This window comes from Nocardia sp. NPDC050435 (genome assembly GCF_040655395.1).
Classification (GTDB): Bacteria; Actinomycetota; Actinomycetes; order Mycobacteriales; family Mycobacteriaceae; genus Nocardia.
This window is the reverse complement of record NZ_JBFAJW010000014.1, coordinates 150,685-175,992: the sequence shown is the minus strand read 5'-3', so window position 1 is coordinate 175,992 and position 25,308 is coordinate 150,685. Positions and strand designations below refer to the sequence as shown.

Annotated in this window: 24 protein-coding genes; 10 read left to right on the top strand and 14 right to left on the bottom strand. The window is 71.2% G+C overall.

Translation table 11 applies throughout. The features are described from left to right. Positions 1-26: 26 nt before the first annotated feature. Positions 27-3,332, top strand: a complete 3,306-nt coding sequence (locus tag AB0I43_RS35480; RefSeq protein ID WP_356976055.1) for an AAA domain-containing protein — start codon at positions 27-29, stop codon at positions 3,330-3,332. 2 nt (positions 3,333-3,334) lie between these two features. Here the strand turns inward: AB0I43_RS35480 and AB0I43_RS35475 are convergent, their stop codons facing one another. After that, a complete protein-coding gene (locus tag AB0I43_RS35475; RefSeq protein ID WP_356976054.1) occupies positions 3,335-4,291 on the bottom strand; it encodes a DJ-1/PfpI family protein in 957 nt (318 codons plus the stop codon). 99 nt (positions 4,292-4,390) lie between these two features. Between AB0I43_RS35475 and AB0I43_RS35470 the strand changes: the two genes are divergently transcribed. Then, the gene (locus tag AB0I43_RS35470; protein ID WP_356976053.1) at positions 4,391-4,921 is read left to right on the top strand and encodes a hypothetical protein; all 531 of its coding nucleotides are present in this window, start codon (positions 4,391-4,393) and stop codon (positions 4,919-4,921) included. Between the two features lie 2 nt (positions 4,922-4,923). Here the strand turns inward: AB0I43_RS35470 and AB0I43_RS35465 are convergent, their stop codons facing one another. The 6 genes from AB0I43_RS35465 to AB0I43_RS35440 all read right to left on the bottom strand — a co-directional run bounded on the left by AB0I43_RS35465 (position 4,924) and on the right by AB0I43_RS35440 (position 9,665). Further along, positions 4,924-5,820: an RNA polymerase sigma-70 factor gene (locus AB0I43_RS35465; RefSeq protein ID WP_356976052.1), complete on the bottom strand. Its 897-nt coding sequence runs from the start codon at positions 5,818-5,820 to the stop codon at positions 4,924-4,926. A 67-nt stretch (positions 5,821-5,887) separates the two neighbouring features. After that, positions 5,888-6,268, bottom strand: coding sequence for a DoxX family protein (locus AB0I43_RS35460; RefSeq protein ID WP_356976051.1), 381 nt, complete (start codon positions 6,266-6,268; stop codon positions 5,888-5,890). Positions 6,269-6,357: 89 nt separating this feature from the next. Further along, on the bottom strand, positions 6,358-7,212 hold the full coding sequence (locus AB0I43_RS35455; protein WP_356976050.1) for an ESX secretion-associated protein EspG: 855 nt from the start codon (positions 7,210-7,212) through the stop codon (positions 6,358-6,360). 29 nt (positions 7,213-7,241) lie between these two features. Beyond that, complete coding sequence (locus AB0I43_RS35450; RefSeq protein ID WP_356976049.1) at positions 7,242-8,537, bottom strand: WXG100 family type VII secretion target; 1,296 nt, start codon at positions 8,535-8,537, stop codon at positions 7,242-7,244. Further along, entirely contained in the window at positions 8,530-8,907 is a 378-nt protein-coding gene (locus AB0I43_RS35445; protein ID WP_356976048.1) for a hypothetical protein, read from the bottom strand. The genes AB0I43_RS35450 and AB0I43_RS35445 overlap by 8 nt, the downstream gene beginning before the upstream one ends. 23 nt (positions 8,908-8,930) lie before the next feature. Further along, entirely contained in the window at positions 8,931-9,665 is a 735-nt protein-coding gene (locus AB0I43_RS35440; RefSeq protein WP_356976047.1) for an alpha/beta fold hydrolase, read from the bottom strand. Positions 9,666-9,763: 98 nt separating this feature from the next. Here AB0I43_RS35440 and AB0I43_RS35435 point away from each other — a divergent pair, with 98 nt between their 5' ends. Together AB0I43_RS35435 and AB0I43_RS35430 are read left to right on the top strand one after the other, a co-directional pair. Further along, positions 9,764-10,663 carry a hypothetical protein gene (locus AB0I43_RS35435; protein WP_356976046.1) on the top strand — a complete coding sequence of 300 codons (900 nt, stop codon included), beginning with the start codon at positions 9,764-9,766 and terminating at the stop codon, positions 10,661-10,663. A gap of 305 nt (positions 10,664-10,968) precedes the next feature. Next, positions 10,969-11,532 carry a transglycosylase SLT domain-containing protein gene (locus tag AB0I43_RS35430; protein WP_356976044.1) on the top strand — a complete coding sequence of 188 codons (564 nt, stop codon included), beginning with the start codon at positions 10,969-10,971 and terminating at the stop codon, positions 11,530-11,532. Here AB0I43_RS35430 and AB0I43_RS35425 read toward each other — a convergent pair. Next, complete coding sequence (locus AB0I43_RS35425) at positions 11,526-12,491, bottom strand: YafY family protein (RefSeq protein WP_356976042.1); 966 nt, start codon at positions 12,489-12,491, stop codon at positions 11,526-11,528. The two genes, AB0I43_RS35430 and AB0I43_RS35425, sit on opposite strands and share 7 nt — an antisense overlap. A gap of 62 nt (positions 12,492-12,553) precedes the next feature. On the opposite strand from AB0I43_RS35425, the gene AB0I43_RS35420 reads away from it, so the two are divergent. Beyond that, complete coding sequence (locus AB0I43_RS35420) at positions 12,554-13,696, top strand: epoxide hydrolase (protein ID WP_356976040.1); 1,143 nt, start codon at positions 12,554-12,556, stop codon at positions 13,694-13,696. A 1-nt stretch (position 13,697) separates the two neighbouring features. Here AB0I43_RS35420 and AB0I43_RS35415 read toward each other — a convergent pair whose 3' ends face one another. Continuing rightward, on the bottom strand, positions 13,698-14,504 hold the full coding sequence (locus AB0I43_RS35415) for a hypothetical protein (protein WP_356976038.1): 807 nt from the start codon (positions 14,502-14,504) through the stop codon (positions 13,698-13,700). A 164-nt stretch (positions 14,505-14,668) separates the two neighbouring features. Here AB0I43_RS35415 and AB0I43_RS35410 point away from each other — a divergent pair, with 164 nt between their 5' ends. Further along, positions 14,669-15,841, top strand: a complete 1,173-nt coding sequence (locus AB0I43_RS35410; RefSeq protein WP_356976036.1) for an acyl-CoA dehydrogenase family protein — start codon at positions 14,669-14,671, stop codon at positions 15,839-15,841. Between the two features lie 9 nt (positions 15,842-15,850). Then, entirely contained in the window at positions 15,851-16,969 is a 1,119-nt protein-coding gene (locus AB0I43_RS35405) for an acyl-CoA dehydrogenase family protein (RefSeq protein ID WP_356976034.1), read from the top strand. Between the two features lie 47 nt (positions 16,970-17,016). Here the strand turns inward: AB0I43_RS35405 and AB0I43_RS35400 are convergent, their stop codons facing one another. Then, positions 17,017-17,667 carry a hypothetical protein gene (locus AB0I43_RS35400; protein WP_356976032.1) on the bottom strand — a complete coding sequence of 217 codons (651 nt, stop codon included), beginning with the start codon at positions 17,665-17,667 and terminating at the stop codon, positions 17,017-17,019. Positions 17,668-17,976: 309 nt separating this feature from the next. Here AB0I43_RS35400 and AB0I43_RS35395 point away from each other — a divergent pair, with 309 nt between their 5' ends. Both AB0I43_RS35395 and AB0I43_RS35390 read left to right on the top strand, forming a co-directional pair. After that, positions 17,977-18,267 carry a hypothetical protein gene (locus AB0I43_RS35395; protein WP_357433434.1) on the top strand — a complete coding sequence of 97 codons (291 nt, stop codon included), beginning with the start codon at positions 17,977-17,979 and terminating at the stop codon, positions 18,265-18,267. 58 nt (positions 18,268-18,325) lie between these two features. Next, entirely contained in the window at positions 18,326-19,180 is an 855-nt protein-coding gene (locus AB0I43_RS35390) for a GNAT family N-acetyltransferase (RefSeq protein ID WP_356976028.1), read from the top strand. Between the two features lies 1 nt (position 19,181). On the opposite strand, the gene AB0I43_RS35385 is transcribed toward AB0I43_RS35390, so the two are convergent. From AB0I43_RS35385 to AB0I43_RS35370, 4 genes are all read right to left on the bottom strand, one after another. After that, positions 19,182-20,093, bottom strand: a complete 912-nt coding sequence (locus AB0I43_RS35385) for a hydroxymethylglutaryl-CoA lyase (RefSeq protein WP_357433432.1) — start codon at positions 20,091-20,093, stop codon at positions 19,182-19,184. 249 nt (positions 20,094-20,342) lie between these two features. Next, positions 20,343-21,557, bottom strand: a complete 1,215-nt coding sequence (locus AB0I43_RS35380) for a CaiB/BaiF CoA-transferase family protein (protein WP_357433447.1) — start codon at positions 21,555-21,557, stop codon at positions 20,343-20,345. Positions 21,558-21,717: 160 nt separating this feature from the next. After that, positions 21,718-22,647 carry a TauD/TfdA family dioxygenase gene (locus tag AB0I43_RS35375; protein WP_357433430.1) on the bottom strand — a complete coding sequence of 310 codons (930 nt, stop codon included), beginning with the start codon at positions 22,645-22,647 and terminating at the stop codon, positions 21,718-21,720. A 92-nt stretch (positions 22,648-22,739) separates the two neighbouring features. After that, the gene (locus tag AB0I43_RS35370) at positions 22,740-23,510 is read right to left on the bottom strand and encodes a deoxyribonuclease IV (RefSeq protein ID WP_356976022.1); all 771 of its coding nucleotides are present in this window, start codon (positions 23,508-23,510) and stop codon (positions 22,740-22,742) included. 133 nt (positions 23,511-23,643) lie between these two features. Between AB0I43_RS35370 and AB0I43_RS35365 the strand changes: the two genes are divergently transcribed. Then, positions 23,644-25,287, top strand: coding sequence for a protein kinase (locus tag AB0I43_RS35365; RefSeq protein ID WP_357433428.1), 1,644 nt, complete (start codon positions 23,644-23,646; stop codon positions 25,285-25,287). Positions 25,288-25,308: the final 21 nt, after the last annotated feature.

The window sequence follows — 25,308 nt, the reverse complement described above, 5'->3', positions numbered from 1 at the left end:
GAAGACACAGGAGGCCGCGTTTGTTCGTGTTCGGTGATCGTGTCGTCTGCACCGCCGAGGATCTGGTCCGGGCGGCGCGGTGCGAATTCGCGCTGCTCCGTGCGCTCGACACCGAACTGGGCTACCTGAGTGCCTCGGCGGCAGCGGATTCCGTGCCGCCCCCGCACACGGCGCCCGATACCGCGGCCGAATTCCGGCTGGCCGATTTCCGAGATCGATTCGGCCCCACCATGGTCGAGATTCCGGCGGCGCGCACCGGTTCCGGCGATCCCGCGGACCGGATCGCCGAACTGCGGACCGCGCACTCGGAAACCGTTGCGGCGCTGCGCTCGGGCGTGCACGTCATCGCGGGCGCTACGTTCTTCGACGGCGCGTTCGCGTGTTCCTGCGATTTCCTGGTGCGGGCCGGGCACCGGGTGCGCTACACGGTGCAGGGCACCGCGCCGGGCCGGGCCGAGTTGATCGGCGCCGCACTCGAACTCGCCGCCTGCGCGGAAGCCCTGGACAGCAGCGGCGCGCTGACCGCACCGGTCGTCCGGCTGTATCTCGATACCGCGGCAACGGATCTCCCGCTCACCGACCTGGTCCCGGTGTATCAGGCGCGCCGGCGCAGACTGGCCCGGATCCTGGACGAGAAGCTGAGCGAACTGCTGCCGGTGCAGTGGGGCGATCCGCGCTACCTGGCCTGCGGGCACTGCCCGACCTGCGCCGCCGCGCTCACCGCCGCGCGCGACCTGATGCTGGTGGCGGGCATGCCGAGCCCGGCCCGGGCCCGGCTGCGCGAGGCCGGGATCACCACCATCGACCGGCTGGCCGGCGCCGCGGCGGCCGTCCCCGGGGTGCCGCCGCGCACCCTGGCCACGCTGCGCCGCCAGGCCCGGATCCAGGTGCGGTCCGACGGCCCCGCCTACCAGCTGCTGGACGCGCACGCGCTGGGCGCGCTGCCGCCGCCCACGCCGGACGATCTATCGCTGACCATCGAGGACGAGCCGGGGCACGCCTTCACCGTCGAGGTGGGCGGTCCGGACACGGTGCACCTGTCGCGGCGGGTGCCGCCCGGCCCGGACGCGGCCGCCGAGCGGCGGCGGGCGCTGGCCGAGGTGATCGGCTATCTCGAGCACCGGCGCGAGCAAGCGCCCGGACTGCGGATCTACCACTACGGGCGCGAACAGCGGGATACGCTGCTGCGCTGCACCGGAAGTCTCGGCGCCGGTGCGGAATTCGTCGACGAGCTGCTGTCCGCGGGGGCGCTGATCGACCTGTATCCGATCATGCGCAATGCCGTGGTGGTCGGGACGCGGTCCTATCGGCCGGCCGACCTGCGGGTGTTGCTGCCCGGCGCGCGCACCGGCGACGCCGACTGCGTCACCGTGCTGCGGCTGCGGGATCGGTTGCTCGAACTCGCCCCGGCCGCGCCGCGCGAGCCCGTGCCGCCGCCGAGGGAACCGGCCGCCCACCCGTCTTCGCTGGAAGCCGCGCTCACCGAATTCGCGGCCTCGCACCGGGATCCGCGGCCGACGGTGCGCGGGGAGCGCAGAGATCCCGGAGCGGCGCCGCACCCGGCGGCCCTGATGGCCGCGGTGCTCGGATACCAGCGGCGCGAGCGGCGGCCGTTGCGCCTGGCCCACGCCGACCGGCTCGACCACCCGGTCGACGAATGGGCCGAGGCGCCCGGCGTGCTGGTCGCGGACTGGGGCACCGTCGACACCAAGTGGCATCACGGCCTGAACCGCCCCACCATGCGCCGCTACCTCACCCTGACCGGCCGGATCGGCACCGGCTGGGCGCACGGCGTCGCGCTGACGCCCGGCACCACCGTCTACACCCTCTACGACCAACCGGCGGCCACCGGCATGGTCGCGGCGGTCGGCCAGCGCGCCGTCGCCACCGCCACCGTGCTCGGCTGTTCGGTGGACGCGAATTTCGATGACACCGTCCGGCTGGAGGAACTGCTGCCGGAGGGCTGCGAGCCCTACGACGAGCTGCCGACGGCGATCGCGCCCGGCCTGCCCGCCTGGGACGCCCACGTCGAGAGCACCGTGGAACTCGCGGCCCAGCGCCTCCTGGTGACCTTGCCGGAGATCCCGGCCGAGGCGGTCTTCGACATCCTGGCCCGGCGTGCGCCGCGGCTGCGCGGCGGCGGTCCGCTGCCGGAGGTGCACGGCGACCACGCCGCCGCGATCACCACCGCCATGCGCTATCTGGACCACTCCTATGTCGCCGTGCAGGGCCCCTCCGGCACCGGCAAGACCTCCACCGCGGCCCGCGTCATCGAACGGCTGGTGACCCGGCAGAAGTGGCGCATCGGCGTGGTCGCGCACGCGCATTCGACCGTGGAGAACATGCTGGACGCGGTCGTCGAGATCGGCGTGCTGCCCGAGCTGGTCGGCAAGAAGGACGTCGAGGCGGTGAAACCGGAATGGGCTGTGATCGACGCGGGCAAGTACCGCCGGTTCCTCGACAACGCGGTGAACGGCTGCGTGATCGGCGGTACCCCCGCCGATTTCGCCGACGAGAGCCTGATCCCGCACGACGCGCTGGACCTGCTGGTGATCGCCGACGCGGGCGGGTTCGCGCTCGCCGACACCGTCGCGGTCGGCTCCAGCGCCCGCAATCTGCTGCTGCTCGGCGACCCGGTGCCCACCCCGAGCCGCGGCGCGCATCCCGAACCGGTCGGGGAGTCGGTGCTGGGCTGGCTGGCCGAGGGACGCGCGGTGCTGCCCGCCGAACGAGGCTACTTCCTGGACCGGACCTGGCGGCTGCATCCGCGGGTGTGCGAGCCGATCTCCCGGGTCTGCTACGACAACCGGCTGCGCTCGAACGAAACCGTCACCCTGGCACGGCAACTCGACGGCGTGCCGCCCGGGGTGGAGACGGTGCTGGTCGAGCACTACGGCAATACCACCGAATCGGTCGCCGAGGCCAAGGAGGTGGTGCGCCGGATCCGGGTGCTGCTGGGCGCGTCCTGGACCGTCGGCGCGGTGACCCGGCGGCTGCATCCGCACGACATCTTCGTCGTCGCGCCCTACACCGCGCAGGTCGGGCGGATCCGGACGCTGCTGGCGCGCGCCAAGATCGAGGACGTGCTGGTCGGCACCCCGGATCGGTTCCGCGGCCGGGAAGCGGCCGTGGTGCTGTTGTCGATGACCACCTCCACGGCGGCCGACGCGCCCTTCGGGATGCCGTTCCTGTTGTCGCGCAACCTGATCCACTCGGCCCTGTGCCGGGCGATGTGGAAAGCCGTGATCATCCGCTCGCCGCTGCTCACCGAGTACCTGCCGACGACGCCGGCCGATCTCCCCGATCTGGCGGGCTTCCTGCGGCTGAGCTGAACTCAGTCCTGGGCCGCGCGATAGGCGGAGGGGGACCGGCCGAAGCGGGCGGTGAAGGCTTGGCGCAGTGTTTCGGCGGAGGTGTAGCCGCAGCGCCGCGCGATCTCCTCCAGTCGCAGGCCGGTGCTCGTGAGCAGCCGGGCGGCGGCGTCCGCGCGGGCGCGGCGCACGTATCTGCCCGGGGTCTCCCCGATTTCGCGCACGAACAGGCGGGTGAGCTGGCGTTCGCCGAGGCCCGCGACGGCGCTGAGCGCGGGGCCGTCGAGCGAGCCGTCCAGGTGCGCGCCGATGTGGTCGAGCACGCGGCGCACCAGCGGGTGCTCCGGCGGCGGACTCGACACGTACGTGCTGACCTGGGATTGGCTGCCGGGGCGGCGCAAGTAGGTGACCAGGCCCATGGCCACCCGGCGGGCCACCTCGGCGCCGTGGTCCTCCTCGATGAAGGCCAGCGTCAGATCCAGGGCGCTGGTGACGCCGCCGGAGGTGGCGACATTGCCGTCGCGCACGAAGATCGGGTCCGGATCGACCCGTGCGGCGGGATAACTCGCGGCCAGCTGGTCGGCGTAGAACCAGTGCGTGGTCACGCTTTTCCCGTCGAGCAGCCCGGTGGCGGCGAGCACCGTCGCGCCGGTGCAGATCGAGGCAACCCGGCGGGACTGGCGGGCCAGCCGCCGGACGTGGCCGACGAGCTTCGCGTCGGCGGCGGCGTCGCAGTGGCCGAGTCCGCCGGAGACGACCAGGGTGTCGATCGCGGTGTTGATCTGCTCCAGTGCTTCCTGACCGGGCAGGCTGAGACCCGAATTGCATTCCACCGGCGTACCGCCCGGCGTCGCGACCAGCAGGCGATAGCGCGGCGTCGCGCCCATCCGATTGGCCATGTCGAGACTCGAGGTGACGCAGGCGATGTCCAGCAGTTCGACGCCGTGGTAGCCGACCACCACGACGAGCGCATCGTTCACGCCGCCAATCCTAGTTGCGCGGACATGATTCCCAGGTTTACCGACATTTCTGTCCGGCGCGCTGGCACCCCGGAACCGCCGGAGCGGACCGTGAACCCCATGACCGTTTCCACTCGTCCGGCCCTGACCCGCCGCTGGCCCGCCGTGGCCGGCGCCGTCTTCGCGGGGGCCACCGCCTACGACCTGGCCACCGGTGTCGATCTCGCCCAGATCGTCGCCGCCTCGGCCCTGATCTACCTCGGCGCGGCCGCCTTCGGCCGGCAAGCTACCGCGTGGCCGCTGTTCCTGGGCACCTTCGTCGTCATCACCCTGGCCAAGATCGCCGGGTTCGACGGCACCGTGGTGCTGCTCGCCCTCGCCGTCCCGCTGACGATCTACGCCGTCGCCACCCATCGTGACATCGGCCGCCAGGGCCTGGCGCTGCTCGCTTTCGGCGCGCTCGCCCTGACCGCCCTGGTGGTCGACGAAACCCTCGGCGCCTACCTTGTCGCCGCCGGTCTGCTCGGCCACACCGCCTGGGACATCTACCATTTCCGCGCCGACCGCGTCGTCGCCCGCTCCCTCGCCGAGTTCTGCATGGTGCTGGACACCCTGCTCGCCGTCGCCGTCCTCGTCGTCGAATGGACCTGAGATCAGCGCCGGGTGAGGGGCTGCTCGGCGGTGATGCGGGTCAGCTTCTCCGGGTTGCGGACGGTGTAGATGCCGGTGATCAGGCCGTCTTCGAGCTGGACGTTCATGATGCCGTCGAGTTCGCCGTGCAGGCTGATCGCGAGCGCGAAATTGCCGTTGATCACGGTGAGTTCGAGGGTGAGGGCGCCCGCGAGCTTAGTGGCGCCGCGCGACAGGTACTGGGCGACCTTCTCGGCGCCGGTGACCGGGCGCAGCGCGGCGCGCTTGATGCCGCCGCCGTCGGCGAGCAGGACGACCTGCGGGGCGAGCACGTCGAGCAGGCGTTGCGGGTCACCGGTTTCCAGGGCGCGCTGGAAGGACTCCAGCGCCGCCCGGGCCTGGCCGGGCGCGACCGCGGCGCGCGGGCGGCGGGCGTCGACGTGCTGCCGGGCGCGGTGCGCGATCTGGCGTACCGCGGCGGGCGTCTTGTCCACCGCGGCCGCGATCTCGTCGTAGCCGACGTCGAAGACCTCGCGCAGCACGAACACGGCGCGCTCGGTGGGCGCGAGGGTTTCCAGCACCAGCATCAGGGCCATCGACATGCTCTCGGCGAGTTCGACGTCCTCGGCCACGTCCGGGGCGGTGAGCATCGGCTCGGGCAACCACGGCCCGACGTAGGACTCCCTGCGGCGCTGCATCGTTCGCAGCCGATTCAGCGCCTGCCGGGAGGTGATCCGCACCAGATAGGCGCGCGCGTCGAGCACCTGCTCCTGGTCGACCTCGGACCAGCGCAGCCAGGTCTCCTGCAAGACGTCCTCCGCGTCGGCGGCGGACCCCAGCATCTCGTAGGCGACCGTGAAGAGCAGATTGCGGTGCGCGACGAAACTTTCGGTCGCCGGGTCGGTGCGGTGCTCGCTCATCGGTGGGTCCTTCTCCGTCGCCGCCGGTGGTGTGCCGCCGGCGGCCTTCATGATCTCAGGCGCCGGATCAGGCGAAGGGTTCGAGGGCGAAGCGGCCCCAGGCGATGAAGACCGCGAGCGCGAGGTAGACCAGGTTCACGGCCACCAGCGGGACCTGGTTGTGCCGGTAGTGGGTGATCATCGCGCCGATCATCAGCAGCACCCAGCAAACCGCGGTGATCGGCACCAGGATCGGCGCGATATCGAGCACTGCGGGCAGGATCAGGCCCGCTGCGGCCAGGAGTTCGAGGATGCCCAGGGTGCGGATGGCACCGGCGCTGAAGCCGGCCGTCCACTCACCGCCCTTGGCGTTGCCGAGCTTTTCCTTGGACAGGAACGTCTTGGTCGATCCGCCGCCGAGTGCGACCAGAGCCAGCAGTCCGGCGGCGATCCACAGTGCGATGTTCATGATGCTCTCCTCTGTTTTCCAGGTTCGGCATCAAGACACCGGCGGTCCGGGTGCTGTGACAAGATGTGAGCCAGGTCACCGCGGCGGCACTACCAGGCCTGGGCGTAGGCGGTGGTCTTCTTCTCCGCCGCGGTGAGCATCGGGCGCAGCGCGTCGCGGAAACCCTCCGCGTCGACGGGGGTGATGTCGACGTCGGCGCCGGTGCGGACGGTGTAGCGGCCGTCGCCGCGGACATCGATCCAGCAGAGCACCCCGAACGGCCGCAGATCACCGTCGGGGCGGCGCAGCGAGACGACGATCTGCCCGATGCCGTCGCGCGGATGATTGAGCAGTTTGCGGATCCGCGCGGGGGTGGTGGGGCCCGAGACCGGCATGGTGACCAGATCGCGGCTGTCCTCGGTGACCTTCGGCAGCGGTGCGCTCAGGCGGGCGAGCGTGCCGGGCTCGTTCTTCGGGAGCATCGAAACGATCCGGGACGCCAGGTTTTTCGGGGTGGTGACGAAGATCCGGAGATCACCGCCGCGATCGTCGGTCTCGCCCGGGCGCTGGGCCGCGACCACGGCGATGTTGCCGGAGACGGCGCCGAGAATGCGGACGGGCCGGGCCGATTCGTCCTCCTCGAGCGCCGCGGCCGCCGGGGCGGGCGCGCCGACGGTGCCGGGCAGCGGTTCCGGCCCGGCCGATCGGACGCGGCCGGACGGTTCGCCGGCGCGGCGCTCGCCGAAGACCTCCACCCGCACCGCGGGGTCGGCGAGCGCGCGCAGCGCGGCCGAGAGTTCGGCGTCGAGCACCTGCTCGCACCACTGCTCGAGCGCGGGCAACTGGGCCGCGCGCTCGGCGGTGTCGCGCGCGGAGAGCCGGACCGCGAGCGGGTAGGGGATGCGGTCGCCGTCGGTGCGGGACCAGGCCAGAGCGAACTGGTCGGGCGTCAATGTCCAGTTCATCGCCGAACTCGCGGGTAACACGGGTGGATTCACTCGAGTTCGGTCCATTCACCGACCACCGGCGGGGTGGTCGGGTCCATCGAGCCGATCAGCTCACGCGGTTCGTCGGCGGGTTCGAGGAAGGTGAGTTCGTCGTCGGTCCAGTGCAATTCGTCATCGTCGTCCTCGTCGTCCGAGGTGGCGGGCGCGGGGCGGGCCGAGACGCCGGAGCCGCCGCGCGGCGAATCGCCACCGGCGGCGAGGGCGCCGCCGAGCATGCCGCCCATCGCGCCCACGCCGGCGCCCGCGACCGCGTCGCCGCTGGTGTCGCGGCGGCGCTCCTCGCGCTTGCGCTCGTCGTCGGCGGCGGCGGTGGAGGTGGCGGCGAAGCCACTGGGCACGGTCGGGGCGGCTGGCGCGGGAGCGACCGGTGCGCCCGCCGGCGCGGCAGCGAGGCGCTCGGGTGCGGCTGCGGCGCTCGGCGTGGTCGGCGCGGCCAGGCCGGCCGGCTGCGTGGTCGCCGCCGCGGGCGTGGTGTCGCCGGGCAGCACGACGCCCGGTAGACCGGCGGCCGACAGCACCGAGGCCGGGGCGGTGGCCCCCGGTTCGGCCGCGGGCTCGGGCGTTTCGGCCCCCGGCACTGCCGCCTCCGGCCGCGCGGCCGCGGGCGCGACCGACACCGGTTGCAGCACCGGCTTTTCCGTCTCGGCGACCGGGGCCGCAATTGCGACGCCCGGTGTGCTCGGCGCGGCGGCCGCGACCGGCGCGCCGACCTCGGCCGCGCCCGGGAACGCGGGCACCGCGACACCGCTCTGGATGAAAGCGTTGGTGTAGACGCTCTCCATCGAGGCCACCACGTCCTGGCGGTCGTTCTCGGTGGACTTCTGCGCGGCCACATTGCTGGTGGCCTGGCTCGGATCCAGCAGCGCCGCACCGAGATCCGGCTGCTGATCGGAGGGCCGCCCGACGGCCGAGCGCAAGGTCTCGGCGGCGTCACCGGCTTGGCCGAGCCGCTGCGCCACCGTGGCCATGACGTCGGCGAGCCGGCTGCCCTGCTGTTCGAAGGCGCGCACGGCCTCGGCGGCGGTCTGCGCCGCGCCGCCGCGCCAGCCGTCGGCGATGGTGGCGCGAATCTCGGTGTGCGCGGCCGTGACCGCGTCGGCCAGCCCGGTCGCGCTCTGCTGCCAGGCCTGACGGCCGGCGTCGAGCACCGTCGGATCCATCAGCTGGATGCTGTCGTGGATCTGCTTGTGCGTGATGTTGTCGAAGATTTCCACGCTGGGCACGTAGTCGGGATCGGTGCGGGTGTGCGGCCAGCGTTCGGTGGTGACCTGGATTTCACGCATCGACGGCTCCCGTGTCGAGTTTGCCGACGACGACCGCGAGATCCTCGTCGCTGCGCTGATAGGCCGCCGCGGCGGCGCGGAAAGTCTGGGCGAGTTCGCGGGCGGCGGTCGCGTACGCCTGTAGTTCGGTCAGCGCCGTGCCGGCCTTGTTCTCGAAACCGGCGCGCAGCGCGGCCCCGGACTCGAAGCCGCCGAAGCCGGGCAGCGTCGTCGCCGCGCGCAGCACCTCGATCTGGCCCTCGACCTGTTCGGCGAGCAATTCGTACCGCTGCGCGCACTTCTCGTGCGCGCCGTCGGCGACCAGCACACCGTCGATCCAGAGTTGACCGTCTTGAACGGCCTGGTTCAAGGTTGTCGTATTCGGCTGCACCGCTTCCCCCTCAGGTTGTCACCTCACCGCCGCGCCGGCCCGGCCACACCCGCCGGCCGGACGACGTCCCGCATCCACTCCGCGATGTCGGCGGCGACCCGCGCGTGCACCGGTTCGTGCAGCAGGTCGTGACCGGCATCGTCGTACTCGACCAAACTTACCCAGTTGTGCCGCGCAGTCCAGTCCCGCATCGCATCGATCGGCGCCCGGCGGTCCTCCACGCCGTGCACGGCGCGGATCGGCAAACCGTGCGGCAACGGTGTCCCCAGTGCTCCGGGGGCCCCGCCGCCGAGGGCGCGCTTGGGCACTCCGGACAGCACCAGCCCCGCCAGCGCCGTCGGCTCCACGCTCGGCGTGAGCGGGCAGTTCGCCTCCACCGCGGACAGATCCGCGGCCGAGGCGGTGTCCGGCACGGCCGCCCCGAGCAGGCCGAGCACGGTGACGGCGCCCAGCGAATGCCCCATCAGCAGCAGCGGCGCCCCGGGTAGTTCGGTGCGCACCACCTCGATCAGCCGCAACGCGTCGGCGACCAGTTCGGCCAGGGTGCCCGGGTTGCGCGGGTCGCCCTCGCTGAGCCCGTGCCCGGCGGTGTCCAGCGCCCACATCTCGATGTCCGCGGCCCGCACCGCGCCGGCGAATCGGTGATAGTGGCCGCTGTGCTGGCCGATACCGGGCAACAACACGAGCGCGGCGGCGTGGCCGGGCACCGGCCAGCGCCGATAGTGCATCCGGCCGCGGTCGCCGTCGAAGAATGGCATGCGTCGATAGTGCCAAAAGCGCTGCGTATCAGGGGAGTTCCCTGGGGAAAACGAAACGGTCTAGAATCCGGCAGGTTCGTGCTGCTGGGAGGATCCGGATGTCTGTGCGCAAGCTCGCCGCCGTTGTCGTTGTGAGCTGCGCCGCGGCCCTGGCCGCCGGGCCGGTGGCGAGCGCGGATCCGGCCGCCATGTGCGCGCCGGCGCGCGCCACCACCGCGCTGCCGGGCGGCACCGCGATGCTGGACTGGTCGGAGAATCTGGGCTACGACGCACGCGGCAATCTTTGGGTCTCGCGGTTGTACCGCAACGAGGTACAGCGCTACGACAACACCGGCCGGCGCACCGCGACGATCTCGGTGGCCTTTCCCGGCGCGGTCCGGCTCGGGCCGGACGGCATGCTCTACGTGGTCTACGGTGACGCGCCGAGCAGCGCGGTGATCCCGGGCGGCGTGGTCCGGTTCGATCCGGACGCCGCCGATCCACGCCCGGAGGTGTTCGTCTCCGGGTTCACCATGCCCAACGGCGCGGCCTTCGACGCGGCGGGCAATCTGTACGTCGCGGCCACCGGGTCGGGCGTCGTCAAGGTCGGCCGCGACGGCGTGGTCGATCAGCAGTGGACGGCGCGGGCCGCGGGCGTCGGGGCCAACGGCATCGTGGTCCACGACGGCACCGGCTACCTGACCACCAACGGCAATCCGCTCGGGCGGGTGCTGAGTTTCCCGCTCGACGCGCCCGAGCGGCGGACCGTGCTGGCGGATCTGTCCACCTCCCTGGGCATTCCGGACTTCGCCGACGATCTGCACCTGGATCGGGACGGCGTCCTCTACGTCGCGACGCTGTCCGGGCAGCTGGTCCGGATCGACACCGTGCGCGGCGGGGTCTGCTCGGTGCTGAGCACCGAGCCGTTGACCGCGGTCGCGCCCGTCCTGGGCCGCGCGGACGAGTTGCTGGCGAGCACCGAGGCCGGCGCCGTACTGCGCATCCGCCTGGCGCGCTGATCCCTGCGCGCTGCGCCCTGCGCTGTCGCGCCCCGGCGGCCGGGTGCGCGGGCAGGTCAGCGGTCCGCAGCACCGTCGGCGAGTGGCGGCAGGTACGCCCGGACTGTCCCGCGATGTGATGCGGATCTCAATTCCCTCTGGGAACCGGCCGCTGAGCGGGCGAGCACGGCCGACGGTTTATCTGTTCATCTGGCGTTCAGTTTATGTTCACCTACCGCGATCAGTCTGTGACCTTCCAAATCAGACCGCGCGTTCGGTTATGGCCGCGGATCCTGAACCACATCTGCCAGGAATCCCGGTTCCCCATGTATTTGCGCACAGTGCTTCCCCTCGCCGTCGCCGCCCTCGTGGCGGTCCCCGGCTACGCCTCCGCCGCCGAGATCGCCGGTGTGCCCGAGTCGCTGCAACAGCCCGCCCAGCAACTGCAACAGCAGGCGCAACAGGCGCAGCAGGGTCTGCCGCAAGACCAGCAGGCCCAGGTCCAGGGGCTGGTCCAGCAATTGCCCGCCCCGCTGGCCGGCATGCTGCCCGCGCCCGAACCGCAGTTCTCCGACGACCTCGACGGCTGGATCCACAACGCGCTCTACATGCTGTCCAAGCACGGCATCCCCGGCAGCTTCGAGGGCATCCACCGCAACATCATCCGGGAGTCCGGCGGCAACCCGCGCGCCATCAACCTGTGGGATTCCAACGCGGCCGCGGGCATTCCGTCCAAGGGGCTGCTGCAGGTCATCGATCCGACCTTCGAGCGCTACCACGTCGAGGGCACCTCCTGGGACATCTACGACCCGGTCGCCAATATCGCCGCCGCCTGCAACTACGCCGCGGCGCGCTACGGCTCGATCGACAACGTCTTCGGCGCCTACTGATTCGACGCGGCAGTCGCGCGGGCGATGCGGGCCGCGATCGCGCGCAGCCCGGCCTCGAGCTCGGCCGGCTCGTGCACCTCGAAGTCGACGCCGAGGGCGAGCAGCCGCTGTGCCAGCCACTCCGGCGCGTCCTCGCGGACGCCGTCGAGGCGGCAGCGGCCGGGCCCCAGCGGCGTGATCTCGCCGGGACTGTCGCCGAGGCGGCCCGTGATCTGTTCCGCGGGCGCGTGCACGGTGACCGAGAAGCGCAGTTCCGGTGTGCCCCAGTCGGTGCGCCGCCCCGCCACGTAGGCGGCGGGGTCGGCCGCGGGCAGCGGCGGGGGAGTGCCGCGCGCCCCGGTCGGTTGCGGCCGTTCGATCCGGTCGACCCGGAAGACCCGCCAGCCCGCGCGGTCCAGATCGTGACCGACCAGGTACCAGCGGCGGCGATGGCTGACCAGGCCGACCGGCTCGACGTGGCGGCGCGCGGCCGAGCCGCCCCGATACTCGAAACGCACGCGCTCCCGGTTGGTCACGGCCGCGGCCAGGGTGGTGAGGATCTCCGGCTCGACGACCGGCCCGTCGTCGGCGGGCAGCGCCACGGCGGTGCCGAGCACCTTGACGCGGCGGCGCAGTTTGGCGGGCAGTACCTGGTCGAGCTTGGCCAGGGCGCGCACCGCGGCCTCGTCGACGCCCGCGATGGACGAGCCCGCGGCGGCCCGCAGGCCGACGGCGATGGCGACCGCCTCCTCGTCGTCCAGCAGCAGCGGGGGCATCGCCTTGCCCGCCGCCAACCGGTAGCCGCCGCTCGCGCCCAGGGTGGCCTCCACCGGATAGCCGAGTTCGCGCAGCCGATCGATATCGCGGCGAACGGTGCGGTCGGTGACGCCCAGGCGCTGGGCCAGCTCGCTGCCCGGCCACTCCCGTGGCGTCTGGAGCAGGGAGAGCAGGCGCAGCAACCGAGCCGGGGTGTCGTTCATGATTTCAGTGTCGCAAAAATCTAGGACCTGATCGGTCCTAGATGGGTCCTACCTTGGGCGTTATGACGAACTCGATCACGCCCTTCCGCATCGACATCCCGCAGGCCGACCTGGACGACCTGCACGAGCGCCTGGCGCGCACCCGCTGGTCGGCCCAGCTGCCGGGGAAGGGCGCCGGCCGCGGCGTCCCGGTCGACTACCTGCGCGAGCTCGCCGACCACTGGCGCACCGAATTCGACTGGCGGGCACAGGAGGCGGCGCTCAACGAGCTGCCGCAGTTCCGCACCGAGATCGACGGTCTGAACGTGCATTTCGTGCACGTGCGGTCCGCGGAGCCGGACGCGCTGCCGCTGCTGCTCACGCACGGCTGGCCGAACAGTTTCGTGGAGTTCACGAAAACCGTCGGGCCGCTGACGGATCCGCGCGCACACGGCCTGGACCCGGCACGGGCGTTCCACGTGGTGATTCCCTCGGTGCCCGGTTTCGCCTTCTCGGACGGTCCAGGGGACGAAGGGATGTCGGCGGCCCGGGTGGCGCGCATGTGGGTGCGGCTGATGGACCGGCTCGGATATGAGCGCTACGGCGTCCAAGGCGGCGACCTCGGGGCCTACGTCGCGCCGGAGATGGCGATCGCGGCCCCGGACCGGGTCGTCGGCGTGCATCTGGACGGCGGCATCGGCCTGCCCACCGCGGCCGACGTACCCACCATGACTCCGGACGAGCGGGCGGAGTGGGAGGTGATGCAGCAGTGGATGTCCGGCGGCGTCGACCACCACGCGCTGCTGGGCGCGGCGCCGCAGACCTTCGCGCACGCCTGGACCGATTCACCGGTCGGGCTGCTGGCCTGGTTCACCCAGAAATTCGACGAGTTCACGCCCCTGGCCGACCGGGCCGAGGACGTCATCGAACGCGACCACCTGCTGACCAATCTCAGCCTGTACTGGTTCACCAACACCCTGGCCTCGTCGTCCTGGCCGATGTACGAGGGTCTGGGCGCCGACGGCGGATTCGGTTGGCCGGTCGGACAGAAGCTGGTGCCGACCGGGGTCTACGCCGGCGGGTCCGCGCTGATGCGCCGGCTGGCCGAGCAGGACAACCACATCGCGCACTGGCCCGAGGGCAACACCGGGAACCACTTCCTGGCGATGGAGGTTCCGGACCAGCATGTCGCCGACATCGGCGCGTTCTTCGCGAAGGTGCGCTGAGCTAGGCGCCCGGCTTGCGCAGGTCCTCGTTCACGGCGGCGGGGGCCTGCGGGGCCGGGATGGCGTCGCCGGAGCCGGAATTCGCGCCGGGATCGGCCGGAGCCTGGGGAGCGGGGGCGTCGCCGGAGCCGGTGTTCACGCCGGGATCGGCGGGGTTCGGTGTGGCGGGGGCGGGTGGCGGCGGGAGGTCGGGCACGGAGAACAGGCCGACCGTCGGGGTCATCACGCAGTTCGCGAAGGGGTAGTTGATGACGCCCCACATCGAGGCGAGCACGGTGCCGGGGCCGGTGTTCACCGTCCGGGTCAGCGAGGGCAGGCCGGTCTCGGTGCGGTCGTCGAGGATGTCGAGGCCGCTGGCGCCGTTGTTGACGTTGACCCAGGCCACCACCAGGCCGGAGTTCAGGGGCAGGCCGGTGTGCGCGGGCGAGGCGCTGAACCGCAGCGACCCGGGGGAGGGGTTCGGCAGCTCGGCGACCCGGGGGCCCTCGGCGTTGGCGGCCGCGATGATCGTGGTGATCGGGCCGTTGCTGCCGCAGCCGAAGGTGGGGGCGGCGTAGGCGAACGGAGTCCAGCCGGGGGTGATGGCGCGCAGCTCCGCGACGTTCACGAGCTTGGTGTACTGGGCCAGCGCGCCGACGCCCGCCTGGGCCGTCGGGTCCGGACCCGCCTTGTCGACCAGCTGGGTCACCGCGCCGTCGATGTCGGGAACGCCGGGTTCGGCGGCCGCCGGATGCGTCGTGGACAGCACCGCGCCGATGCTCAGAGCTGTCACTGCCGCCGTGGCCCGCGCGATCGTGCTGCCGTTCACTCAAACACTCCTCGAAGAGAAAACCCGGGTCCCCACACCCGTCCGCCCAGCAACGTACCAGTTCCGCACCCTCCGCGTGTTGCCCGGACGTGATCCCCCTGACAGCGCACGATTACCAAAGGGTAAGTTCGGCTCGGACGTACGAGACATGGACGGAGTCCTGTATGAAAATATCCCTGTCCCCCGACGAAATCGCCTTCCGCGACGAGCTGCGGCAGTTCTATCGGACCGAGATCCCGGCTGAGATCCGCGACCGTGTGCGCTACGGCCGCGAATTGTCCAAGGAGCAGATCGTCACGGCGAACAAGATCCTCAACGACCACGGACTGGCCGTGCCGAACTGGCCGGTGGAGTGGGGCGGCAAGGACTGGACCCCGATGCAGCGCCACATCTGGCAGGACGAGATGCAGCTGGCCTCGGTACCCGAGCCGCTGACCTTCAACGCGCAGATGGTCGGCCCGGTGATCGCGCACTTCGGCTCCCAGGAGATCAAGGAGCGCTTCCTGCCGCCCACCGCGGCGCTGGACATCTGGTGGTGCCAGGGCTTCTCCGAGCCCGACGCCGGCTCCGATCTGGCCTCCTTGCGCACCACCGCGGTGCGCGACGGCGATTCCTACATCGTCAACGGCCAGAAGATCTGGACCACCCTGGGCCAGTACGCCGACTGGATCTTCTGCCTCGTGCGGACCGATCCCAGCGCGCCGAAGAAGCAGGCCGGCATCTCGTTCCTGCTCTTCGACGTCAAGAGCCCCGGCGTCACCATGCGCCCGATCAAGCTGATCGACGGCGGCTACGAGGTCAACGAGGTCTTCTTCGAGAACGTCCGGGTCCCCGCCGATCAGCTGGTCGGTCAGGAGAACATGGGCTGGACCTACGCCAAGTTCCTGCTCGGCAACGAGCGCACCGGCATCACCGGCGTCGGCCGCACCAAGGTCAAGATCGGCGTCGCGAAAGAGTACGCGCGCCAGACCAAGGCGGGCGCGGGCACGCTGCTCGAGGATCCGCTGTTCGCGGCCCGGGTCGCCGAACTGGAGAACGAGCTGCTGGCCCTGGAACTGACCCAGCTGCGCGTGGTCTCCAATTCCGAAGAGGGCAAGCCGAACCCGGCCTCCTCGGTGCTGAAGCTGCGCGGCTCGGAGTTGCAGCAGGCGGCGACCGAGCTGCTGCTCGACATCGCCGGCCCGGACGCCCTGCCCGTCGACGCCGCGGACATCGCGTCGCCGGAGTGGGCCCAGCACAGCGGCCCCGGCTACCTGAACTACCGCAAGACGACCATCTACGGAGGTTCGAGCGAAGTGCAGCGCTCCATCATTTCCTCCACGATCCTGGGATTGTGAGGCGACATCATGGCTTTCGAACTCACCGACGAACAGGTCATGCTCCGGGACACGGTGCGTGAACTGCTGGGCCGCAACTACGATCCGGAGACCCGGCTCAAGGTCACCGACACCGAACTCGGCTGGAGCCGCGAGGTCTGGCGGCAGCTCGCCGAACTGGGCGTGCTGGGCCTGAGTTTCAGCGAGGAAGACGGCGGCATGGGCGCCGGCCCGGTGGAGACCATGGTGGTGCTGGAGGAGGTCGGCCGCCGGCTCGCCCCCGAGCCGCTGCTGGACGCCGTCCTGGTGCCGGGCGGGCTGGTCGCCGCGGTCGGCAGCGCCGACCAGCGGCAGCGCATCCTGCCCGCGGTCGCGAGCGGCGAGAAGCTGCTCGCCTTCGCGCACGGCGAGCCCGGCGTGCGCTGGCCCTCGGCCGAACTCGCCACCAAGGCGGTGGCCCAGGGTGATTCCTACGCCCTGACCGGCACCAAGAACCCGGTCGGCCACGGCGACTGCGCGGACGAACTGGTGGTCAGCGCGGTGCTGCCGGACGGCAGCACGGGGCTGTTCCTGGTGGCCGCCGACGCCACGGGCGTGCGCCGCACGCCCTATCGCACCGTCGACGGGCAGCGCGGCGCGCAGCTCGAATTCGACGGCGCGCCCGGCGAACTGCTCGGTGCCGGCACCGAGGCGATCGCGACCGCGATCGTGGGCGCCCAGGCCCTGCTCTGCGCCGAATCCATCGGCGCGATGGAGGAGGCGCTGCGTCTGACCACCGATTACCTGAAGACGCGCAAGCAGTTCGGGGTCACGCTCTCGAAGTTCCAGACGCTGACCCAGCGGGCGGCCAACATGTACGTGTCGCTGGAACTGGCGCGCAGCATGAGCCTCTACGCCAATGCCTCGCTGGCCGACGGCAACGCCGATCCGGTGATCGCCTCGCGGGCCCGGCTGCAGGTGAGCCGGTCCGCGCGCCACGTCGGGCAGGAAGCGATCCAGATGCACGGCGGCATCGGCGTCACCGCGGAGTACCCGGTGAGCCACTACGTCGCGCGGCTGACCGCCATCGAGCGGAATCTCGGTGGCGCGCTGGAGCATCTGCAGGTGCTGAGCGCGCGGGTCGGGGACTACGACCAGCCGGAGCTGTAGGACCGTGAGCGAAAGGCCGTCGTGCGCGAGCGCGACGGCCTTTTCGTTTATCGGGCCGCGGCCGCCGGGGGCGTGGTCGGCGCGCTGGTGGTCGGCGACGCCGAATCGCTACCGAGCGTGGGCCCCAGGGGAATCGGCTCGTCGATGGGCGCGGCCGGGGACTCGGTGGGCGTCTCGACCGGCGTGACGACCTCGACCGGCGGGACGATCTCGGTGGGGACCGGCGTCTCCTCGACCGGCGGCGGGGCGGCCGCCGTGGTGGTCGGCACCGGCGGACGCCGCGTGGTGGTCGGCTCGTCCGGATCGGTGGTCCGGCGCGGGCGCGTGGTGGTCGGGTCGTCGTCCGCGGTGGGGGCCGGGCGGGTGGTGCGCGTCGGCCGGGTGGTGCTGGTCTCCTCGCCCGGGATGTCGATCTCGCTGTCCGGCGGGGTGGTCATCGGGGTGTAGCCGGCGGGACGGCGCGGCGGACCGGCCGGCGCCACCTTCCAGGTGGGAGACGGCGGGATGACGACCTTCTGCGCCGTCACCGAGGTGCCGTTCTGTACTGCCATCGCGGCCGACGGCCCGGATTTCAGCGGTGGGGGCGGCACGTAGGTGTCGTGCTTGCCTACTCCGCAGGCGCCGATGAGGACGAGCCCGACGGAAACCGCCCCCGCTGCGATCGCCGGACCGGTGATCTTGGCCCTGTTGCTCACCATCGGGACACTCCTGCTGTGTATTCGAATGGGGCTCACCTTAATCGAGGCCTGCCGGTGCGGCTACCGCGGCACGGTCGTTGTGGCGGCCCACACCTTTATCTTAAATACTCGTGATTCAGATATCGAAATGGTCACTATTGCGTGTCGCGGGCACGTGTCGCGCTCTAACGAACCGACGTGGTCGTAGCGTGTGTGAGCAAAGTTACGTGTGCTACGTGTGCGACGCCTGTACCCAGATGAGAGATAGACCGAGGCTCCAGAACCCGGTTGTTACAACAACTCTGATCGAGGTCGGGTTCGAGGGAGTGAATGATGGGAGCTTACTCGACAACTCCGCTGGGAGCCGAGTCCGCGGCCGCTGAACCTGCGGCCACCGCACCATCGCCGCCCCCGGCGCCGAAACCACCACGCAGCCTGCGGACGACCCTGTCGCGGACCTTCGCCTGGCTGTTCTTCGTCGGTGGCGTCGTGGGTGCCGTACTCGGCATCGCCGGGTTGCACGTCGAAATCACGGTCGCCGGTCTGATCCTGGCCTGCACCGCCGGACTGGTGCTGTTGAAGCTGCGCCACGATCGCGGCGCGCAAGCCGAAACAGACTGAGTCGCAAACGAATCCGAGCCTGGTTGCCGAAGCCGCCAGCGCCGTGCAGGATTGGCTGATGGCTGGACGTGATCGTAGGCAGACGGCGATCACCAGTGACGTCACCGAGTTCCTCGCGCGCGCCGAACCGTTTCTCCGGCAGAACGCGCTGCGCAATACGGTGATCGCGACCGCCGTCGGCAATCTGCTCGGTGCGAAATACGCTCCCGGCGAGCAGTCCTGGTTCGTTTCGGTACTCGACGAAGCAGGCGAGGTCGCCGGAGTCGCCGCGCGGTCGGGCCGCAACGACATCTACCTCGGCGATATTCCGGTGGACAGCGCCGGTCAGGTGGCCGAGGCCTTCGCCGGTGCGATCGCCACCGCGGGCGGCGTCGAAGGGCCCTCGGAAGTGGTGTGGCCCTTCGCCGAACGGTGGTGCGCGCTGCGGCGGGTGGGCTACAAGCAGGACTACGCGGTGCGCCTCTACCGCCTCGGGCATCTGCACGCCCCGCAGGAGGTGGCCGGATCACCGCGGCGCGCAACCGAATCCGATCTCGCCCTGTGCCTGGCCTGGACCGAGGCGATGCAGGCCGAGATCGGCGTGTCCGGCAACGGGCTGCCGGCCGAGGCGCTGCGGCGGCGGATCGCCGCGGGCTGGTGGTGGCTGTGGGAGCGCGCGGGCCGTCCGGTCTGCCTGGTCGCCCACCAGGTGCCCGCCTACGGCTGGTCCCGGATCGGGCCGGTCTACACCCCGCCCGAGGAACGCGGCCAGGGCTATGCCGCCGCGCTGTCCGCGCACGTGGCGCGGCTGCTGCGGGCGCAGGGCCTGGACATCTGCCTGTTCGCCGACACCGACAACCCGATCTCCAACCGGATCTACCGCGGCATCGGGTTCGAGCCGGTCCGCGAATTCGTGCACTACCAATTCGGGTAGCTCAGCGCACGACCCACTCGAACGCCTCGGCCTCGGAACGCGCGCCCTCGACCGTGCGCGACCGATTGGGTTCGTCCAGTTCCGCGAGCAACCCCTCGGTGAGTCCGGCCAGGCCCGCGAGCGTCGCGGGGGTGAACCAGCCGGGGCGGGTGGCGAACAGGATGTCCTCGGAGGCGGTATTGCCGCTGGCGCCGGGCGCGAACGGGCAGCCGCCCAGGCCGCCGAGCGAACCATCGACCAGGCCGGCGCCCGCCGCGATCGCCGCCAGGGTGTTGGCCACGCCCATGCCCCAGGTGTCGTGGCCGTGGAAGACGATGCGGCGTCGCGGCGTCCGGGCCGCGACGGCCTCGACCAGCGCGCCGACCTGGGCCGGGTGCGCCTGACCGAGCGTGTCGGCGAGCACGATGTCGGCCGCCCCGGCGGTGCGGGGATCGGCGGCGATGGCCAGGACCCGCTCCGGATCCACCGGGCCGTCGAACGGGCAGGTGAAGCTGGTGGCCAGGCACAGCTGGATCACGCCGCCCACCTCCTGGGCCAGCCGGATCGCCGCGGGCATCGCGGCGACGCTGTCCTCCGCGGTGCGGCCGATGTTGGCCTTGTTGTGCGCGTCCGACACCGAGAGGCAGTACTGAAAGTTGCGTACGCCCGCGGCGGCGGCCTTCTCGACATGGCGCGGTGTCGCTACCCAGAGCCAGCAGCGGCTCAGTTCCTCGGGCGTGAGGGCGGCCACCAAGTCCAGCGTGTTGGCCATCGGCGGCACCAGATCGGGCCGCGCCATCGAGCCGATCTCCAGCTCCGGCACGCCCAGCGCCAGCAGCCGGCGCACGATCTCCACCTTGCGCTCGGTGGGCAGCACCTTGCCGGTCAATTGCAGTCCGTCCCGCAGCGTCACATCGCGCAGGACCGCGGTCATTTGTCGTCTCGTGACCGAGTGGGAACGCACATCACGCCCGCCCAGGATCGTCGATTGGTACCAGCCGGGTTGGGATGCACCGTCGGCCGGCTCGGAGCCGGAGAACGGAGCTCGCCTCTACTGCGTCCTGCCGGGCGTCTGCGTCCACGCCGCCTACTCATGCCCGGCACCCTATCGGCGTCACGGCGGTTAAGCGAGCACCGCCCCCGGCTGCCGGCCGGTAACCTGCCGCCCCGCACACCCCGGCGATCACGCGTCGCCCGAGTTCAGCGCCTCGATTTCGGCGTCGTCCAGACCGAGCAGTTCGCTGAGTACTTCCCGGGTGTGTTCGCCGAGATCGGGGCCGACATTGCGGATCGGCAGCGATTGCCCGCCGATGACCGGGACGATGCCGGTGAAGCCGACCTGCTTGGGTTCGGGCTCGCCGACGTCCACCGAGAAGGGCTGGATCATGTTGCGCGCGCGCAACTGCTCGTCGGCGACCAGATCGGCGGCCGTATAGATCGGGCCGCAGGGGATGGCGGCCTGCTCCAGGATCTTCAGTGCCTCGTCCCGGGTGTGCCGGATAGTCCACTCGCCGATCGCGGCGTCCAGGCGCTCCCGGTTGGTCCAGCGACCCCAGTTGTCCTGCAGGTCCGGATCGGCGGCCAGATCGGGCCGCTCGATCACCCGCATGTAGCGCTGGAAGATGGCGTCGCCGTTGCCGCCGATGATGATGCTGGAGCCGTCGGCGCACGGGTAGGCGTTGCTGGGCGCGATGCCCTCCATCCGGCCGCCGACGCGCTCGCGCTTGATGCCGTAGGCCAGGTAATCCGGGACCAGCGATTCCAGCACCGACAGGATGGATTCGTTCAGGGCGACGTCGATGACGCGCTGCTCCAGCGGAACCCGCTCGACCCGCTCGCGCTGGAACAGCGCCATCACGGTGCCGAAGGCGGCGTAGATGCCGGCGATGGAATCGCCGATCGAGACGCCCACCCGCACCGGCGGCCGATCCGGGTCGCCGACCAGCTCGCGCAGACCACCGACGGCCTCGGCGACTGCGGCGAAGCCGGGGCGCTGGGCCAGCGGGCCGGTCTGGCCGTAGGCCGAGATCCGGGTGATCACCAGGTCGGGGTTGGCCGCCGAGAGCGCCTCGGGCCCCAGGCCCCACTTCTCCAGGATGCCGGGCCGGAAGTTCTCCAGCAGGACATCGCACTGCCGGATCAGATCGAGCACGATCCGCCGCCCGGCCTCGGTCCGCAGGTCCAGGGTGATGGACTTCTTGTTGCGGTTGATGGTCCGGTACAGCATCGAGGTGTCGCCGCCGTAGAGCCGCCAATTGCGCAGCTCGTCACCGGTTTTCGGGCGCTCGACCTTGATCACCTCGGCGCCGAAGTCGCCCAGGATGCGCCCGGCCGTCGGTGCGGCCACGTAGTTGCCCAGTTCCAGTACCCGCACCCCGTCGAGCGGCCGAATCTCCATCGTCACAGGCCCCACCATAGGCGGCGAAGGGGGAGCCGAGTGAGCCGCTTGCTCTGGGAGAGGCGTTCGGGCGCACGGCCCACTCGGCGACGGTGGCGAACGGCGCACGAGCCGCCACCGACATCGGGTGCGGCGGTGACGGTCCGCACCCGACCGGTTCTCAGGCGGCCGCGGCCGTGGGCTCCTCCACGATGGAGTAGTGCTCGGCATTGCCGGCGATGATCGTGCTGGCCTGGCCGTCCACGCCCACCGGGATGTCGCCCGCCAGCGTGATGCGGGTCAGGCGGCGCGCCTGCGCGTCGTAGTCGTCGACGGCGTAGTGCTGGGTGGCGCGGTTGTCCCAGATCGCGACGTCGCCGAGCTGCCAGTTCCAGCGGGTGGTGTTCTCCAGCTTGATGACCCGGTTCTGCAGCAGCTGGAACAGCGCGGCCGATTCGGCAGCGGACAGGCCGACGAAGTTCTTCACGAAATGCCCGAGCAGCAGGGCGCGTTCGCCGGTGACCGGGTGCACGCGCACCACCGGGTGCTCGGTCTCGTAGTAGGTGGACTCGAATTCCTCGCGGTAGGCCTTGCCCTGCTCGTTGGCCGCGTGCCGGTCGGTGCGGTCGGCGGCGTAGTCGTAGGCGTTGGTGTGCCGCGCGCGCAGATTCTCCACCAGCGCCTTCAGCGAATCCGGCAGCGATTCGTAGGCCGCGACGGTGGAGGCCCAGGTGGTGGAGCCGCCGTACTCCGGCAGATGCACCGCGCGCAGGATCGACGCCTTCGGGATCCGGTCCACGAAGGTGACGTCGGTGTGCCAGCTGTTGGCACGGCCGTATTCGGAATCGATGGGCAGCGATTTGACGCCGCGCGAGGTGACCGTCGGGTGCGGGGTGGTGGGCGAGCCCAGCAGCTCCGCGAACTCGTACTGGCCGTCCTCGGTCAGGTGGTCCTGGCCGCGGAAGAAGATCACCTTGTGCTCGTGCAGCGCGTTCTGGATGAGCGCGACGGTATCGGCGTCCAGATCGCCGCCCAGGCGGACGCCATCGATGCGGGCGCCGATCCGGCTGCCGAGTTTCACCACAGTGGCGGTTGCTGAATCGACGGTCATTGGTGTGCCTTTCGCTCGAACATTTGCTGTGTCCGAGCACACCAGCGGGACCGCCGGAGAAACAGGTTTACCCTCAGCCGGATCGAAAGCCGTTACCCGAGCTGCTCGCGCAGATAGGCGATATCGTCGGCGACGCCTTCGGCCGGGGTCTCCAAGATCACCGGCGCGCCGGCGGTGCGGCAGACCTCGGCGAGCAGCTCCGGATCGATGGTGCCCTCGGCGAAGTTGGCGTGCCGGTCGGCGCCGGAATTGAACTCGTCGCGCGAGGAATTCAGGTGCACCAGATCGATGCGGCCGGTGATGGCTTTGATCCGGTCCACCACGCCGACCAGCTCCTCGCCGCCCGCCCAGGCGTGACAGGTGTCCAGGCAGAAGCCGGCGCCGAAATCGCCGACCGCGTCCCAGAGCCGGGCGATGGAATCGAAATGCCGGGCCATGGCGTGATTGCCGCCCGCGGTGTTCTCGATCAGGATCGGCACGGCGAAGCCGCCCTTGTCCTGCTGGCGTTCGAACAGCTTGCGCCAGTTGTCGACCCCGGCCTCGAGCTCCGCGTCGGAGCGGACGTGGCCGCCGTGCACGACGAGCCCGAACGCGCCCAGCTCGGCCGCCGCGGCGGCCTGCAGGGCGACGGCCTGGCGCGACGGCATGCGCAGGCGATTGTTCGTGCTCGCCACGTTGATCTGGTACGTGGAGTGGATCACCACATCGATATCGCTGGCCTTGATCTGCTCGGCCAGCGGGTGCGGTGTCGGTTTGTCCCAGCTCTGCGGATCCACTACGAAGAACTGGATGACCTCGGCGCCGAGCTTCTCACCGAGGCCGATCGGATCGCTGTCTTCGCGGACATGAGCACCCAGTTTCATGGACCAGAGCTTAGGCCGGGGCACCGACAAACCGGCGCGAGCGGGCGATAATCGAACTTGTTGCAGGATCGCGGGCCGGTGCGATACACGGTGCGGTACCGCGTGCTGGGCCCGATGAGGGGGTGTACTCACTGTGTTGCGTGCTGGCGAGGTCTTTGCCGGTTACACCGTCAAGCGTGTGCTCGGTCAGGGCGGTATGGGCACGGTCTATCTGGCTCAGCATCCGCGGCTGCCCCGCCTGACCGCGCTGAAGCTACTGGACCGCGAGCTCTACGCCGACGACGAGATCCGGCAGCGGTTCGAGCGCGAGGCCGATCTGGTCGCCCAGCTCGACCATCCGAACATCGTCACCGTCTACGACCGCGGCGCCGAGGACGATCAGCTCTGGATCTCGATGCAGTTCGTGTCCGGCTCGGACGCCGCCGGCGCGGACGTGGACGCCCTGGCTCCGGCGCGGGCGGTGCACATCATCGCCGACACCGCGGCCGCGCTGGATTTCGCGCACGCCAACGGCGTGCTGCACCGCGACGTGAAGCCGGCCAACATCCTGCTCGCCAAGGCGCCGATCGGGCAGCCGGAACGGGTGCTGCTCACCGACTTCGGCATCGCGGCGATGCGCAACTCCGACAACACGCTGTCCTCGGTAGGCCAGATCACCGCCACCCTCGCCTACGCCGCCCCGGAACAGCTCAGCGGCACCGCGCTCGATCATCGCGCCGATCAGTACTCGCTGGCCTGCACGCTGTTCTGGATGCTCACGGGTGCACCGCCGTTCGGCGGCGGCAATCCCGCGGTCGTGATGAACGGCCACCTCTTCGGCCCGGTGCCGTCGCTGCGCCGGGCCCGCCCCGGCCTGCCACCCGCTCTGGACGGCGTGCTGGCCCGCGCCCTGGCCAAGCGCCCGGACGACCGCTTCCCCAGCTGCGTCGAATTCGCGGTCGCCGCCCGCCGCGCCCTGGCCGCGACGGGTCCGCACCAGCATTCGATGCCGCGCCACGTCCAGCCGGGCCCGCACACCGGCTATCCACCCGGCTATCAGCCGCAAACCGGATACGCGCCACCGCATCCCGGCTACGGGCCGCCGCCGACGCGCGGATACCCGGGCGCCGCACCGCATCCGGGCAATGCGCCACGCCCCACCGGCGCCTACCGGGCAGACGCCCCGCCGACCGGCGCCTACCCAGGCAACCCGCCCTACCCGGTCGGCCCCCATCAAGGGCCGCTGCCGACCGGGTCCTACCAAGGGCCTCCGCCCAACGGCCCCTACCGGGGAGGTTCGCTACCGCCCGGCGGCCCCCATCGAGGCAGCCCGCCGCCGACCGGTGCGTATCCGGGGAATTCGTCGCAGCCGGGCGGCCCGCAATTCAGCAATATGGCGCGTCCCACGGGGGCGTACCAGGGAAACCCGCCGCGCCCGAGTCCTGCGGGATCGCAGGCGAATTCGCATGATCACGGGCAGGCCGGTTCGCCCGGCGCGGAGGGGTCCGGCACGACGGATCGGCCGACGCCCGCGGGCGCCGGGTGGGCGGCGGAGACGCCGCCCACCTCCGGCCGCCCGGATTCGGGCCGAAATCCGCTGCCGCCCAGCGGTACCGAACCGCCGCGTCCGATCGATCTGCGGCGGAGTCCCGAGCGGCGGCCCGACGCTCCCGCCAGCGACTCGGCCCGGCCGCCCTCGGGCACCCGCCGGACCGCCCGGCCCATCACGATCGCGCTGCCGGACGCCCCGATTCGGCGGCCCCGCCCACCTACCGCCGAACCCGGCCGGACGCCATAGCCGGGCGACTCGGAAGTTGCC

Coding starts and splice junctions, on each gene's coding strand:
- AB0I43_RS35470 (WP_356976053.1), top strand. CDS start 4,391: ATGACCGTTTCCACTCGTCCGGCCCTGACCCGCCGCTGGCCCGCCGTG.
- AB0I43_RS35465 (WP_356976052.1), bottom strand. CDS start 5,820: ATGAGCGAGCACCGCACCGACCCGGCGACCGAAAGTTTCGTCGCGCAC.
- AB0I43_RS35460 (WP_356976051.1), bottom strand. CDS start 6,268: ATGAACATCGCACTGTGGATCGCCGCCGGACTGCTGGCTCTGGTCGCA.
- AB0I43_RS35455 (WP_356976050.1), bottom strand. CDS start 7,212: ATGAACTGGACATTGACGCCCGACCAGTTCGCTCTGGCCTGGTCCCGC.
- AB0I43_RS35450 (WP_356976049.1), bottom strand. CDS start 8,537: ATGCGTGAAATCCAGGTCACCACCGAACGCTGGCCGCACACCCGCACC.
- AB0I43_RS35440 (WP_356976047.1), bottom strand. CDS start 9,665: ATGCCATTCTTCGACGGCGACCGCGGCCGGATGCACTATCGGCGCTGG.
- AB0I43_RS35435 (WP_356976046.1), top strand. CDS start 9,764: ATGTCTGTGCGCAAGCTCGCCGCCGTTGTCGTTGTGAGCTGCGCCGCG.
- AB0I43_RS35430 (WP_356976044.1), top strand. CDS start 10,969: ATGTATTTGCGCACAGTGCTTCCCCTCGCCGTCGCCGCCCTCGTGGCG.
- AB0I43_RS35425 (WP_356976042.1), bottom strand. CDS start 12,491: ATGAACGACACCCCGGCTCGGTTGCTGCGCCTGCTCTCCCTGCTCCAG.
- AB0I43_RS35420 (WP_356976040.1), top strand. CDS start 12,554: ATGACGAACTCGATCACGCCCTTCCGCATCGACATCCCGCAGGCCGAC.
- AB0I43_RS35410 (WP_356976036.1), top strand. CDS start 14,669: ATGAAAATATCCCTGTCCCCCGACGAAATCGCCTTCCGCGACGAGCTG.
- AB0I43_RS35405 (WP_356976034.1), top strand. CDS start 15,851: ATGGCTTTCGAACTCACCGACGAACAGGTCATGCTCCGGGACACGGTG.
- AB0I43_RS35400 (WP_356976032.1), bottom strand. CDS start 17,667: ATGGTGAGCAACAGGGCCAAGATCACCGGTCCGGCGATCGCAGCGGGG.
- AB0I43_RS35395 (WP_357433434.1), top strand. CDS start 17,977: ATGATGGGAGCTTACTCGACAACTCCGCTGGGAGCCGAGTCCGCGGCC.
- AB0I43_RS35390 (WP_356976028.1), top strand. CDS start 18,326: ATGGCTGGACGTGATCGTAGGCAGACGGCGATCACCAGTGACGTCACC.
- AB0I43_RS35385 (WP_357433432.1), bottom strand. CDS start 20,093: ATGACCGCGGTCCTGCGCGATGTGACGCTGCGGGACGGACTGCAATTG.
- AB0I43_RS35380 (WP_357433447.1), bottom strand. CDS start 21,557: ATGGAGATTCGGCCGCTCGACGGGGTGCGGGTACTGGAACTGGGCAAC.
- AB0I43_RS35375 (WP_357433430.1), bottom strand. CDS start 22,647: ATGACCGTCGATTCAGCAACCGCCACTGTGGTGAAACTCGGCAGCCGG.
- AB0I43_RS35370 (WP_356976022.1), bottom strand. CDS start 23,510: ATGAAACTGGGTGCTCATGTCCGCGAAGACAGCGATCCGATCGGCCTC.